This is a genomic window from Nocardia sp. NPDC006630 (assembly GCF_040611495.1).
Lineage (GTDB): Bacteria > Actinomycetota > Actinomycetes > Mycobacteriales > Mycobacteriaceae > Nocardia.
In genome coordinates this window covers 98,964-111,143 of the sequence record NZ_JBEXOK010000001.1, presented here as the reverse complement: position 1 = coordinate 111,143, position 12,180 = coordinate 98,964, and the positions used below count along the sequence as shown (strand labels likewise).

Below are 12,180 nucleotides of genomic sequence, written 5' to 3'. Positions count from 1 at the left end.
ATCGTGAAGACGGTGGATCAGCTACTCGAGCGCAGACCCGAGCGATGGGGTCTGCGTGGCGACCCGCGTCTCTGGGACGCGCTGGTGGAGCACCTGCGAGGTCGGCCGATCCCGGACGACGAGTTCGACCTCAGACAGGTGCTGGAGAAGGGCATCGCCGAGATCATCGGCGTCGAGCTCCCGGTGTCGGTGCGCAGTGAATCCGAGCAGCACTCGGTCGAGTCGTTCCGGGTCGGCTCGGGGATGAGCGACGGACGCGTATCGCTGCACTGGTGGCGGCACACCGGCATTCCGATCCTGACCGATCGGGCGGCGGGAGTGCGCGGCGTGCGGTAGCGCGGAGGTGGCGGGGGCCGTAGGCAGCGGATTTGGCGGCTGGGCGCGGGCACGATAAGCTTTCGGAGCTGCCGCGGTCCTGGATCGCAGTGAGCATCCTGGTCCCGTCGTCTAGCGGCCTAGGACGCCGCCCTCTCAAGGCGGTAGCGCGGGTTCAAATCCCGTCGGGACTACTTCGAAAAAGCCCCTCAGCCATTGGCCGAGGGGCTTTTCGCATCGCCCATGATGTTGCGTTGCGCGCTTCGCGGCCCACGCAGCCCTTGGACGCGCTGCCCGATACGGATACGTGCTGTGTGGTGGCAGACATGTGTTGTGTGGTGCGGCGATTGCGGGAAAATCGTTCGCGCGCAGGGGGATGCGCTGGTTACGTTAAGTCCAGGTGATCGGCCCGGGAGCGCGACTGGCGTGGTCCGGAATATTCGGGGGCCCGTGGCAATTACTCTGGGGCGCGGAAAGACACAGGCGGATCGACCGGGTCCCTCACGGGAGCCCGGGAAACAGCTCGGGGCGGAACCAGTTTCCGCGCCGGGCGACGCGACGATAGAGGGAGCATGAAGGAGAAGGGGCGCAAGGCCATCGCGACCAACCGCAAGGCGCGGCACAACTACTCGATTCTCGACGTCTACGAGGCGGGGATCGCGCTGGTCGGTACCGAGGTCAAGAGCCTGCGCGAGGGTAAGGCGTCGATGGTGGACGCGTACGCCACCATCGATGACGGTGAGGTGTGGTTGCGCGGTCTGCACGTGCCCGAGTTCTCGCACGGGACGTGGACCAACCACTCCCCGCGGCGCACCCGCAAGCTACTGCTGCACCGCAAGGAGATCGACAAGCTGACCGGCAAGATCAAGGAGTCCAGCCTGACGCTGGTTCCGCTGTCGATGTACTTCGCCGACGGCAAGGTCAAGGTGGAGCTGGCGCTCGCCAAGGGTAAGCAGGACTACGACAAGCGGCAGGATCTGGCCAAGCGGGATGCCGAGCGTGAGGTCGTGCGCGAGGTCGGGCGGCGGATCAAGGGTATGCGCGGCTGAGTCGTAGCTGGTCGAAGGACCCGGTCCCAGCCGGTCGAAGGACCCGCCGCGTGACGCGCGGATAATGGGATGATCCGCTGTTTCAGCGGTGTTAGTATGGGAAGCCCGGTGCGAGCCGGGAGTTCACTCGAATCGGTGAACACAGACGGGGCTGAACGGTTTCGACTGCGTACGTTGATTCAGGGGAAGCGTGTCAGTGCAGGCAGGAGACCACTGTATAAGCGTCGCTGCAACCCTATAAGCGCCGATTCCAATCAGCGCGACTACGCTCTTGCTGCCTAAGTAGCCGAGCGTGTCTGTCAGCCCGGGTTCGCCCTCGACCCGGTCACTGGCATCAGCTAGAGGGCTTTACTGTTCGGCTCGGTCGCGGAGTCGGATGGGACATCAAACAGCGACTGGGATCGTCATCTCAGCTTGTTCGCGAGACCGAGAGATCCGAGTAGAGGCGTAGCGAACTGCACACGGAGAAGCCCTGGAAATGCGGCGGAGGACCCGGGTTCGATTCCCGGCAGCTCCACCACGGCGGTCTTACTCGAACCGGGGTCCTTAGGGACAACGGGGAGGGTAGGACCGCCGTTCCCGTTTCTGACGCTTCGAACTGGACGGATTGGCCCAGTCACCGCCCGGCGGAACCGTCGGCCGGTCCCGGCTGCAGTGTGCAGGTCGGCGAACGGCTGCCTCAGTTGGTCGTCTCCCACACCCTCGATATCCAGGTAGAAGGGGACCCATCTGCCCGATGGCTACCGAGCCAGGGACGCCTACGATCTGTGGATTCAATTCATTGGCTTGATAACGAGGCACTTGGGCGAAGTAAAGTCACTAGCAGTCTTCGATTTTCGGCGACAATGCAGAGCTACAGGTCCATGTGGGGCGAGTCGACGGCAGCGACGGACGCCCAGGCGGCCTACGGTAGAGCCGGAACAGCTCTGTTCGACCGTAAACCCGACGGTCATGTGACCTGTTCTACCATGATAATCAACCCAATTGCGCGGACGATGCTGTTAACGCTTCACCACAAGTATCGCACCTGGCAGCAATTCGGTGGCCATCCCGAAGGCGAGCAGAAGCCGATCCTGGCCGCCCGCAGGGAGGCGCAGGAGGAGTCGGGGCTCACCGATCTGAAATTTTTTCCGACGCCGATCGACGTGGATATTCACGATGCCGAATGTCCTCCCGGGTGCTCGAACAAGCACATTGACGTCTGTTTCGCCGCATCAACGGCGAGCATCGAGACTCGGATCTCTACAGAGTCCGATGCTATTGAGTGGGTGACGATTGATGAAGCTGCAGAGCTAGGTGTCACCGACCGTGTACTGCTTCTTGGGCTACTTTCATTCGGGCTGGCTGGTATCCAAATCTGACGCCTCGGTAGACTGCAGCCCTACCGAAGGTGTGTGGTCGGCCCTCTGCTTGCAAAGTGATTGCGACTTACGTCCGAGTCGCGGGCCCGATTGGTTCCGGTCACGCTGGAAGAGTCAAACAATCCGAAGGCTATGGTGCTGGTGCAATGCATTGTCCGCCCCTCGGTCGGATCGTCACCCCAGCTTCCCGTAGCACTCTCGCCACCGTTCGCTTTTCCATGTGGTGCTCGACCTTCAGCTGGACCATCGAGGCGCCTGCTTGATACTTGGCCACTATCTGAGCGGCCTCGGCTAGCCCGAGCCGCTTCTTGGTTCCACCAGATGTTCTGGGTTGCGCTGGCTTTGACCTGCGCGGTCCGCTTACTTCCATGCGCCGTTGCAGCTCAGCGAAGCCCTGCAAGATGTCGGTCCGGTTCGAGTAAGTTCCCGCCATGTCCACTGACACGAAAGCCCGGTCCACACGGACCGGGCTTTCATCGTTCGGGAGATCATGGCGACCATTGGTGAATAAACGCATGCAACTGCGGTAGTCACCGAATCGGATCCGATTCGGCGATGTTGTCGATCCGGCGGAGCGGCGTTCGTCGGAACTAGTGAGTCGGTCCTTCGGCTCGACCGGCAACCTCGCGATCTCAGGAGTTCGACAGATGAGCACCCCGACCAAGCCGCTTGCACGATTCGTGGTCATGTACGACCGGCCCGCCGATGTCGAGGCATTCGAACGCCACTACTGGAATGTCCACATCCCGCTCGCCAAACAGCTGCCCGGACTGCGCCGCTACACGGTCAGCAAAGATGCGGGACCGGTCATGGGCGAGCCGTATTACCTTGTCGGCATGCTCGATTGGGACGATATGGCCGCGCTCGGTGCGGCATTCGACTCCGAGATCGGGCGGCAGTGTGCGGCTGATGTGGCGATCCTCGCCGGCTACGCGACCATTCGCAGCATGGTTGTCCGGCTCGACGACGCATGACACCAAGCCTCGCTCGGGCTTACGGAGTGGGTGGTGGGCGGTTGGGGACGAGGAGGGTGGCGATGGCGGCGCCGATCGGGATGGCGTTGTTCTGGTCGGCGGCTGCGGTCGGGCCGAGGGTGGCGTAGACGACGATGGTGGTCGCCGTTTCGGTGTCGTAGAAGGCGACGCCGTTGTAGCCCCCGTAGGCCGGGTTCATGAAGAGCCAGTCGGCCAGGTGGGGGACGCCGAAGGCGAAGTATTTCGCGGTGGTGAGGGGGCCGAGGCCGGCGGTGGAGGGGTCCATCATCTGCCGGAATTGGCTGGGGGAGAGCAGTTCTCCCTTGCCGAGGGCGCGGACCCAGCGGCCGACGTCGGTGAGGGTGGAGTTCATATTGCCGCTGTGCAGGAACGCGGTGGGGTTCCAGAAGGTGGCGTCTTCGAAGATCTTTCGCTCGTCGGTGTAGCCGTGCAGGATCGGATCGTCGATCTGAGCGTCGAGCACCACCTTGGACTGCTTCATGCCGAGCGGACTCAGGATGTACTGGGAGATCAAGTCGCCCAATGACTTTCCGCTGGCCTTCTGCAGTACCTCGCCGAGGACGACCAGATCGCTGTGGGCGTAGGCGAAGCTGGTTCCGGGGTCGAACAGCGGTGGGCGGGCAGTGGCCAGGTCGATCAGTTCCTGGGCGGTCCAGGTGTGGAATGGATTGTCGCCGAAGCGTTTCAGGAAATCGGGGTTGGTGACGTAGTCGGAGATTCCGGAGGTGCTGTCGGCGAGCATGCGCGGCGTGATGAGGTCGGCGCGGGGGAAGTTCGGCAGCCATCGGGAGATAGGCTCGTCCATTTTCAGCACACCGGCTTCGTCCAGGTGAAACAGCACGGTGGAGAGCATCGGCTCCATCGGCTGTCCTACCCGCAGTTGCATATCGGGGGTGGCGGGGACGCCGAGTGGTGAATCGCCCACCGCGCCGATGACGACCGGGTCCTTATCGCGCCACACCCCGAAAACGGCTGCGCTGAGATCGAGTTGGGCCAGTTTGGCGCGCACGATATCGGTGATCTGAGCGGCTTGGGGTGAGGGGGCGGATTCGTGCGAATTCGAGTCCCGATCCGATCCGCAGGCACTGATGATCATGGTGAGCGCGATCAGCGCCGCACCCGCTCGGCAGCGATTCCACATAGCCATTACCGCAAGCCCTTCATCGATGAAAACGGCCTGAGCAGCGTCTATCGGAATCTACGCGGGTAGCGGGCGCGAAAAAAGGCCCGGTCCAGCCGGACCGGGCCTTCGTCGTTGCTACTAGCCCCCGGCGCGGCGGCGGAAGGTGCGCTTACCGCCCGCCTGGGCGTGGGTGCCGCGTACCTTTGCGGCGTTCTGAGCGGCTCCGCCAACTGAGGCGTGGCCGTTCTTCCGTTCGAGAGCTTCGCGGAACTTCCGCTTGGTCGCCGCTTCCGGCGATTCGGTCGCTTCGTCCCCTAGCTGTTCGGCTGGGACTTCTTGTTCATCGGCCATAGGCCCAGCCTGCCACTTCCGGCGGCCGGACAGTAGCTGGTCCCCGCCGATCGTGTCCGATTCAGGCGCCGGGTTCGCCGTACGCTGCGGCGATCTCCTTGGAACCGCCCCAGCGGCTGTAGGTGGGGGACTGCGGCCAGCCCCCGGGGGAGTCCTGCCAGACCTCCTGGCGGCCGTACGGGAGCAGGTCGATCAGCGGGAAGGTGTGGCTGAGCTGTTCGGTGCCGCGGCCGTTGGTGTGCCAGGTGCGGTAGACGGTGTCGCCGTCGCGGAGGAAGACATTGACGCCGAATCCGCCGCCGGGCGGTGCGTCGATATCGCTGCCGAAGGAGCTGTTCGCCGTGGAGTACCAGGTCATCTTGTTCCCGACCCGCCGCTTGTACGCGAGTGCCTCGTCGATGGGCCCCTGGGTGACGATGACGAACCGGGCGTCGTAATTGTCCAGGAACTCCAATCGGGTGTATTGCGAGGTCAATCCGGTGCAGCCGGGGCACTGCCACTCCTCACCCGGAAACCACATGTGGTTGTAGACGATCAACTGCGGCTTGTCGCCGAAGATGTCCACCAACCGGACCGGTCCCTCCTCGCCCTCGAGGGTGTAATCGGGCATCTCGACCATCGGCAGTCGGCGTCGCTGCGCGGCGATCGCGTCGAGCTCCCGGGTCGCGGCCTTCTCCCGGACGCGCAGCGCGTCGAGTTCACGCCGCCAGGTATCGGCGTCGACCACAGGTGGCAGTGCTTTGGTGCTCATAGGGTCCTCCCAGACCGTGCTCACACATTGCGGGCTCGTAGATACAGACACCGCCCACTCACCGAATTAATCGGTCCCCGCCCACCGAATCGGAGACATCCCCGAACGCCTGGTGCAACCGGCGAATTGTGGGTATCACCCAACTATGTTCGCCATTGTCGCCGCAGTACTTTTCGCCATCGCCCTGTTGATCGAACTCGTGAAGTGGGCCACGACTATTGGAGTGGTGGCTCTCGTCATCGCCGGATTGCTGGCCCTGTCCCTCCATCACGGGGGATTCAGCTCCCGCATCCAGTCGCAGGGCGGCGGATTGCGGTCGCGGAAGTGGGGCCGCCGCCGGCTGTAACCACCGGGATGGCAGGATTCAGCGCGAAAATCTAATGGTTTCAGCGCTTTTGGAGGTCCAGCCGTGCGTGTTCTCGTCACCGGAGCCAACCGTGGGATCGGGGCCGCGATCGCGGCTCACCTTGTCAGCGAAGGGCATACGGTGTGGGGGACGCATCGCGGCGCCGCTGTGCCCGAAGGGGTGCGCGGGGTGGAATGCGATGTCACCGATGATGATTCGGTAGATGCCGCGTTCACGCACATCGAGACCGAGGACGGGCCGGTGCAGGCCGTGGTCGCCAATGCGGGGATCACCGATGACACCCTGATCATGCGGATGAGCAGTGCGCAGTTCGGCCGGGTGATCGATACCAATCTCACCGGGGTGTTCCGGGTGGTGAAGCGCGCCACCCGGAATATGGTCAAGCACCGGGCCGGGCGCATTGTCATCATCGGGTCGGCGTCGGGGTTGTCGGGGATGCCGGGGCAGGTCAACTACACCGCGGCCAAGGCCGGGGTGGTGGGCATCGCGCGGTCGCTGGCTCGCGAATTGGGTTCGCGCGGAATCACCTCCAATGTCATCGCGCCCGGCTTCACCGAGACGGATATGGCTGCCGGGGTGAGCGCCAAGATGGTCGAGACCGCACTGGCCGCCATCCCGCTCGGGCGATTCGGGAAGCCCGAGGAGGTTGCCGCCACCACCGCATTCCTGCTGTCACCCGGCGCCGCCTACATCACCGGGACCGTGATCAATGTGGATGGTGGGATCGGTATGGGGCACTGACGCCCGTTCCGCTGGAGCGCCCGTCGCGACCTGCGACACCACCGGGTGGTGGTTGACGGGATTCGGGATGGGGCGCATGGTGGGCCGATGGGTGATGGGGTTCGGGACGGGCTGAAGTTGAGCAGTCTTGATAGTGCGCTGTTCGATGGGGCGGGGGCTACCAAGGGGGAGCTCATCGATTATTTGGAGGCGGTGGGGGAGCGGCTGGTTCGGGGGGTGCGGGGGCGGCCGCTGTCGGTGGTGCGGGTGCGGCCGGGGCAGGAGCCGTTCATGCAGAAGAATTTGCCGAAGTACACGCCTGAGTGGGTGCATCGGGTGACGGTGTGGGCGGGGAGCTCGAAACGTGAAGTGTCGTATGCGCTTTGTGATGATGTGCGGACGCTGCTGTGGTTCGGCAATCAGCGGGCCGTCGAGTATCACGTGACACTGTTGCTGGCGGAGAACCTGGTCGATTACTCCGGTGGCCCAACGCATCTCGTGCTCGATATCGATCCCGCGCCTGATCAGCCGTTCGAGCAAGTGGTGGCCGCTGCCGAGCTGATTCACCAGGCGTTGACCGCGGATGGGCTGGCGGGTGCGGTGAAGACCAGCGGCTCCAAGGGCGTGCACATCTTTGTGCCCGTTGAAAAGGTAGGCATCGAGGATGCGGCGGCCGCGACCCGCGCCATCGCGGCCCGCGCCGAACGGCTGGATCCGGCGCTGGCGACAACGGCCTTCATTCGAGAAGACCGCGGCGGCAAGGTCTTTCTCGACTCCACCCGGGCGGGCGGTGCGACGGTGGCCGCCGCCTACAGTCCGCGGATCCGGCCCGGTGCGACGGTGTCGTTCCCGGTGCCCTGGGCCGATCTCCCCGATATCCATCCGCGCGACTTCACGATCCGCACTGCCGCAAAGGAACTCGGCGATCGTGACCCGTGGGCGGAGCTCATGCCGCCGCCACAGACCCTGCCCGCCGACCTGATCGCGGAGGGCCACACCATTCCGGTGGCCCGGGTGCAGGCCATGCACGAGGGCAAGCGCCGCGCCCGCGCCCGCCGCGACACCTGACCCGGTCCTAGCTGGCGTGCAGACCGGTGAGCCGGGCCGAAATATCCCAGAGTTGTTCGCCGACAGCCGGATCAGTGACCTGCTTATGGGTTGGTTCCTGGCGGCGGTGCTTATTGAAGTAGGCGCCGTTGATCGACTCCGGATCGGCGACGGTGGCCAGCTCGATCAGCGGGGCCGCGCCCTTCTCGGCGCTCGGAAGGAAGTAGCGGCCGACGCGCATGAGGGGTCCGAGGAGGGAGTCCTCGCGCATCACCTCGGTGGCTGTGCCGCCGGGGTGGAAGGCGGTGGCGGTGAGCTTCTCCTCCCGGCGCGCCAGCTCGCGGGTGAACAGCAGCACCGCGAGTTTGGCTGCGCCGTAAGCCCGTTGGCCGCCGAGCCCATCCAAATTGTTCAGATCCAGGGTGGCGAACCGGTAGGCGATGCTGCCGGTATTGATCACCTGCGCTTCGGACAGGGACGGCAGCAGCAGGTTGGTCAGCAGGAACGGCGCGAGATAGTTGACCTGGAAGGTCATTTCGTGGCCGTCGGGGGTGAGGCGGCGGCCGGAGAAGACGCCGCCGGCATTATTTGCCAGCACGTCGATCCGCCGATCGCGGAGCTTCTCGGCCAGTGCGCGGACATCGTCGAGCCGGCTGAAGTCGGCGGTGTGGTACTCGGCCTTGATCGAATCGGCTACGGCGCGGGTCTTTTCCGGCGAGCGGCCGACCACTACGACGCGCGCGCCGAGTTCAGCGAAGCGGGCGACGGCGGCGGCGCCGATGCCTGAGCTCGCTCCGGTGACGACAACCGTGCGGCCCTGCAGATCTGACATATCGCTACTCCTAGTGTCCTGTCGGGCCACTGTATGCCAGCGGTACAATAATTGCAGTTTCTGAAAAATTGCAGTTTATGCTAAATTTTCGCCATGTCCCCGGTAGAACATGGCGAGGCGCCGATCGGTCTGCGGGAGCAGAAGAAGCGGCGGACACGGCTCGAGCTGTGCCTGGCCGCACGGCGATTGGCGGTCGAGCGGGGGCTCGATGCCATGACAGTGGAGGATGTAGCGCACGCGGTGGGGGTTTCGCCGCGCACCTTCTTCAACTACTACGAGACGAAGATGGATGCGGTGGTGGGACCGGTCAGTGATATCGGCACGCTTCGATCGCAGGAGGAGTTTGTCGCCGGTGGGCCCAGTGGTGTGCTGATCGATGATCTGACGGTGCTGTACGCCTCCGCGTATGAGCCGGAAGACGAAGCGCGCGAGGGGATTTCGCTGGTCACCCGGCTCATTACCATCGAACCCAGGGTGCTGGCGGGCTTCATCGCCGCCGGCGCCCGGCACGAGGCGGCGCTCGGTGAGCTGCTGTCCGCGCGGATGGGTGGTGCGGTGCCGCCGGAATTCGCTTCGCTCGCAGCGGGACTCATGTCGACTCTCACGACGAGAGCCGCCATGTCGATGGCCTCCGATCCGACCAGATCGCTGGCCGATGCTTTACACGATCAATCCGTTATGGCTGCTCGGCTGTTCCAACGGCCCGAAGACAGGAGAACGAGATGACCGCGACGGCTGCTGCGCCGCCGACCCCGATTGTCCTTACCCAGAAACGGATCTGGCTCATCTTCTCGGCGCTCATCGCGGGGATGTTCCTGGCCAGCCTGGACCAGACGATCGTGGGCACCGCCATGCCCACCATCGTCGGTGATCTCGGCGGCATCTCCCAGATGGCTTGGACCACAACGGCATATCTGCTGGCGACCACCATCGTGATGCCGATCTACGGAAAGTTCGGCGACCTGTTCGGCAGGCGCTGGCTGTTCCTGTTCGCGATCGCGGTCTTCACCGCCGCCTCCATCGGCGCGGCGGCGGCCACCGGCTTCTGGGAGTTCGTGACCTTCCGCGGGCTGCAGGGTGTCGGCGGCGGCGGTCTGATGATCTTGGCGCAGGCCATTATCGCGGATGTGGTCCCGGCCAAGGATCGCGGCAAGTACATGGCTCCCATGGGCGCCATCTTCGGCATCACCTCGGTGGCCGGCCCGCTGCTCGGCGGCTTCTTCGCCGACGATCTCAGCTGGCGCTGGTGCTTCTGGCTGAATGTGCCGATCGGGCTCGCGGCGCTGGTCATCGCCTTCCGCTACCTGTCGATCCCCAGCCACCGCCCCACGACCCGGCCCGATTACCTCGGTGTGGTGCTGATGTCGTCGTCGACCGCGCTGCTGATCCTGATCACCGATTGGGGCGGCAAGCAGTACGCCTGGGGTTCCACGGTGATCATCTCGATGATCGTGGCGCTGGTGCTCGCGGTCGCGGCATTCATCATGGTGGAGGCGCGGGCCGAGGAGCCGATGCTGCCGCTGTGGCTCTTCCGCAACCGCACCTTCGTGCTGACCTCGGCGATCGGCCTGATTCTCGGCCTGGTGATGTTCGCGGCGCTCGGTTTCCTGCCGACCTATCTGCAGATGGCCACCGGCACCACCGCCGCGGTCTCGGGTCTGCTGCTGATCCCGATGATGGTCGGCATGATGGCGACCCTGATCGCCTCGATGGCGGTGATCACCAAAACCGGTCGCTACCGGGTGTATCCGCCCGTGGGCGCGCTGATCATCCTGGCCAGCCTGCTGTGGCTGACCGGGCTGAACGCGCACACCTCGATGTGGGTCATCGGCGGCATGCTCTTCACCATGGGCGCGGGTCTGGGCCTGATCATGCAGATCATCGTGCTGGTGGTGCAGAACGCGGTGGCGCCGGATCAGATCGGCACCGCGACCAGTGCCAACAACTATTTCCGCGAGATGGGCGGTGCGATCGGCGTCGCGGTCTTCGGCTCGATCTTCACGCACCGCCTGACCGAGGGGCTCACCGACGCCTTCCGGTCACACGGCGCGGAGGTGATCGGCTCGAACCTGGATCCGAGCAATCTGGTGCCGACGGTGGTCAAGCATCTGCCCACCGGTCTGCACGATGCCATCGTCGATGCCTATGTGCAGGCGCTGGTCCCGGGGTTCTGGTATCTGATTCCGGGCGCGATCATCGCCTTTGTGCTCGCCCTGTTCATTCCGCAGCTGACGCTGTCGGATCAGGCGGGCATGGTGGCCCGTGGCGAAGCCGTCATGGAAGAGGATGCGCCAGAGGCTATTTCGACGCCGAGCTGAGACTGTCGAGCTCGTCTCCGCTCAGCGTGAGCTCGGCGGAGGCGAGCAGCGCCCCCAGCTGATCGGGTGTGCGGGCGCTGGCGATCGGCGCGGCCACGGCGGGCTGGGCGCGCAGCCAGGCCAGTGCCACGGCCGCGACCGGAACGTCGTGCGCGGCGGCGACCTCGTCGAGGGCCTCCAGCACGCGGAGGCCGCGCTCGTCCAGATAGGCGCGAGCGCCCGCCGCCCGCGGGCTCTGGGTGCCGGATTCGTCGGCGCCGGGCCGGTACTTCCCGGTGAGGAAGCCCTTCGCGAGCCCGTAATACGGCAGTACGGCCAGCTTTTCGCTGACGCACAGCTCGGCGAGTTCACCCTCGTATTCGGTGCGATCCATCAGGTTGTACCCCGGCTGCACAACCTGGTAGCGGGCCAGACCCTCGCGGTCGGAGACAGCGAGCGCCTCGGCCAGCCGCGGTGCGGTGTACTGCGAGGCGCCCAGGTACCGCACCTTGCCCGCACGTACCAGTTCGTCGAATGCGCCCAGGGTTTCGGCGAGCGGGACCTCGGTGTCGTCGTGATGGGCGTAGTAAATATCGATGCGATCGGTGCGCAATCGTCGCAGGGAATCCTCCACGGCCGCCCGGATATTGGCGGCGCTCAGCCCGGGTCGCCCACTCCATTTGGCGACCTTGGTGGCGATGAACACCGCATCGCGGTTGCCGCGACTTTCCAGCCACTCGCCGATGATACTCTCGGATTCGCCGCCTGAATTGCCCGGAACCCAGGCGGTATAGGCATCGGCGGTATCGATGAGATTGCCGCCCGCCGCGGTGAACGCGTCCAGTACCGCGAAGGATTGCTCCCGATCAGCGGTCCAGCCGAACACGTTCCCGCCCAAGCACAGCGGATAGATATCCAGGTCGGTGGTTCCCAGAAGTGCCATGCCGACCAACCTAGTCGCTGCCGCGCCCG

At 64.8% G+C, this 12,180-nt stretch carries 14 protein-coding genes, 1 tRNA gene and 1 other RNA gene; 11 read left to right on the top strand and 5 right to left on the bottom strand.

The genetic code is table 11. The features are described from left to right. The first annotated feature begins 3 nt into the window (after positions 1-3). The 6 genes from ABZX86_RS00550 to ABZX86_RS00525 all read left to right on the top strand — a co-directional run bounded on the left by ABZX86_RS00550 (position 4) and on the right by ABZX86_RS00525 (position 3,699). The gene (locus tag ABZX86_RS00550; protein ID WP_355118607.1) at positions 4-336 is read left to right on the top strand and encodes a hypothetical protein; all 333 of its coding nucleotides are present in this window, start codon (positions 4-6) and stop codon (positions 334-336) included. Between the two features lie 100 nt (positions 337-436). Continuing rightward, positions 437-509, top strand: a tRNA-Glu gene (locus ABZX86_RS00545). 378 nt (positions 510-887) lie between these two features. Beyond that, positions 888-1,364, top strand: coding sequence for an SsrA-binding protein SmpB (gene smpB / locus ABZX86_RS00540; RefSeq protein WP_297614304.1), 477 nt, complete (start codon positions 888-890; stop codon positions 1,362-1,364). A 147-nt stretch (positions 1,365-1,511) separates the two neighbouring features. Continuing rightward, positions 1,512-1,884, top strand: a transfer-messenger RNA (tmRNA) gene (ssrA, locus tag ABZX86_RS00535). Positions 1,885-2,209: 325 nt separating this feature from the next. Further along, positions 2,210-2,725, top strand: a complete 516-nt coding sequence (locus ABZX86_RS00530) for an NUDIX domain-containing protein (RefSeq protein WP_355118605.1) — start codon at positions 2,210-2,212, stop codon at positions 2,723-2,725. 647 nt (positions 2,726-3,372) lie between these two features. Then, a complete protein-coding gene (locus tag ABZX86_RS00525) occupies positions 3,373-3,699 on the top strand; it encodes an EthD family reductase (RefSeq protein WP_355118603.1) in 327 nt (108 codons plus the stop codon). A gap of 19 nt (positions 3,700-3,718) precedes the next feature. Here ABZX86_RS00525 and ABZX86_RS00520 read toward each other — a convergent pair whose 3' ends face one another. From ABZX86_RS00520 to ABZX86_RS00510, 3 genes are all read right to left on the bottom strand, one after another. Next, positions 3,719-4,867 carry a serine hydrolase domain-containing protein gene (locus ABZX86_RS00520; protein ID WP_355118601.1) on the bottom strand — a complete coding sequence of 383 codons (1,149 nt, stop codon included), beginning with the start codon at positions 4,865-4,867 and terminating at the stop codon, positions 3,719-3,721. A 114-nt stretch (positions 4,868-4,981) separates the two neighbouring features. After that, on the bottom strand, positions 4,982-5,194 hold the full coding sequence (locus ABZX86_RS00515) for a DUF5302 domain-containing protein (protein ID WP_355118599.1): 213 nt from the start codon (positions 5,192-5,194) through the stop codon (positions 4,982-4,984). Positions 5,195-5,255: 61 nt separating this feature from the next. Beyond that, positions 5,256-5,945: a DUF899 family protein gene (locus ABZX86_RS00510; protein ID WP_355118597.1), complete on the bottom strand. Its 690-nt coding sequence runs from the start codon at positions 5,943-5,945 to the stop codon at positions 5,256-5,258. A gap of 145 nt (positions 5,946-6,090) precedes the next feature. On the opposite strand from ABZX86_RS00510, the gene ABZX86_RS00505 reads away from it, so the two are divergent. The 3 genes from ABZX86_RS00505 to ABZX86_RS00495 all read left to right on the top strand — a co-directional run bounded on the left by ABZX86_RS00505 (position 6,091) and on the right by ABZX86_RS00495 (position 8,100). Next, positions 6,091-6,291, top strand: coding sequence for a hypothetical protein (locus ABZX86_RS00505; protein WP_327141649.1), 201 nt, complete (start codon positions 6,091-6,093; stop codon positions 6,289-6,291). A gap of 63 nt (positions 6,292-6,354) precedes the next feature. Further along, the gene (fabG, locus tag ABZX86_RS00500) at positions 6,355-7,053 is read left to right on the top strand and encodes a 3-oxoacyl-ACP reductase FabG (protein ID WP_355118594.1); all 699 of its coding nucleotides are present in this window, start codon (positions 6,355-6,357) and stop codon (positions 7,051-7,053) included. Between the two features lie 87 nt (positions 7,054-7,140). After that, positions 7,141-8,100, top strand: a complete 960-nt coding sequence (locus tag ABZX86_RS00495; protein ID WP_355118592.1) for an ATP-dependent DNA ligase — start codon at positions 7,141-7,143, stop codon at positions 8,098-8,100. A gap of 7 nt (positions 8,101-8,107) precedes the next feature. On the opposite strand, the gene ABZX86_RS00490 is transcribed toward ABZX86_RS00495, so the two are convergent. Next, positions 8,108-8,911, bottom strand: a complete 804-nt coding sequence (locus ABZX86_RS00490; protein ID WP_355118590.1) for an SDR family NAD(P)-dependent oxidoreductase — start codon at positions 8,909-8,911, stop codon at positions 8,108-8,110. Positions 8,912-9,004: 93 nt separating this feature from the next. Between ABZX86_RS00490 and ABZX86_RS00485 the strand changes: the two genes are divergently transcribed. Both ABZX86_RS00485 and ABZX86_RS00480 read left to right on the top strand, forming a co-directional pair. Beyond that, complete coding sequence (locus tag ABZX86_RS00485; RefSeq protein WP_355118587.1) at positions 9,005-9,637, top strand: helix-turn-helix domain-containing protein; 633 nt, start codon at positions 9,005-9,007, stop codon at positions 9,635-9,637. Then, complete coding sequence (locus ABZX86_RS00480) at positions 9,634-11,229, top strand: DHA2 family efflux MFS transporter permease subunit (RefSeq protein ID WP_355118585.1); 1,596 nt, start codon at positions 9,634-9,636, stop codon at positions 11,227-11,229. The genes ABZX86_RS00485 and ABZX86_RS00480 overlap by 4 nt, the downstream gene beginning before the upstream one ends. Here the strand turns inward: ABZX86_RS00480 and ABZX86_RS00475 are convergent. Next, positions 11,210-12,151, bottom strand: coding sequence for an aldo/keto reductase (locus ABZX86_RS00475; RefSeq protein ID WP_355118583.1), 942 nt, complete (start codon positions 12,149-12,151; stop codon positions 11,210-11,212). The genes ABZX86_RS00480 and ABZX86_RS00475 overlap by 20 nt on opposite strands. Between the last annotated feature and the right edge of the window lie 29 nt (positions 12,152-12,180).

Bases quoted from the DNA above. Each gene is read 5' to 3' on its own strand.
- ABZX86_RS00495 (WP_355118592.1), top strand. From the start codon at position 7,141: ATGGGTGATGGGGTTCGGGACGGGCTGAAGTTGAGCAGTCTTGATAGT.
- smpB (WP_297614304.1), top strand. From the start codon at position 888: ATGAAGGAGAAGGGGCGCAAGGCCATCGCGACCAACCGCAAGGCGCGG.
- ABZX86_RS00475 (WP_355118583.1), bottom strand. From the start codon at position 12,151: ATGGCACTTCTGGGAACCACCGACCTGGATATCTATCCGCTGTGCTTG.
- ABZX86_RS00480 (WP_355118585.1), top strand. From the start codon at position 9,634: ATGACCGCGACGGCTGCTGCGCCGCCGACCCCGATTGTCCTTACCCAG.
- ABZX86_RS00485 (WP_355118587.1), top strand. From the start codon at position 9,005: ATGTCCCCGGTAGAACATGGCGAGGCGCCGATCGGTCTGCGGGAGCAG.
- ABZX86_RS00505 (WP_327141649.1), top strand. From the start codon at position 6,091: ATGTTCGCCATTGTCGCCGCAGTACTTTTCGCCATCGCCCTGTTGATC.
- ABZX86_RS00525 (WP_355118603.1), top strand. From the start codon at position 3,373: ATGAGCACCCCGACCAAGCCGCTTGCACGATTCGTGGTCATGTACGAC.
- ABZX86_RS00530 (WP_355118605.1), top strand. From the start codon at position 2,210: ATGCAGAGCTACAGGTCCATGTGGGGCGAGTCGACGGCAGCGACGGAC.
- ABZX86_RS00510 (WP_355118597.1), bottom strand. From the start codon at position 5,945: ATGAGCACCAAAGCACTGCCACCTGTGGTCGACGCCGATACCTGGCGG.
- ABZX86_RS00515 (WP_355118599.1), bottom strand. From the start codon at position 5,194: ATGGCCGATGAACAAGAAGTCCCAGCCGAACAGCTAGGGGACGAAGCG.
- ABZX86_RS00490 (WP_355118590.1), bottom strand. From the start codon at position 8,911: ATGTCAGATCTGCAGGGCCGCACGGTTGTCGTCACCGGAGCGAGCTCA.
- ABZX86_RS00520 (WP_355118601.1), bottom strand. From the start codon at position 4,867: ATGGCTATGTGGAATCGCTGCCGAGCGGGTGCGGCGCTGATCGCGCTC.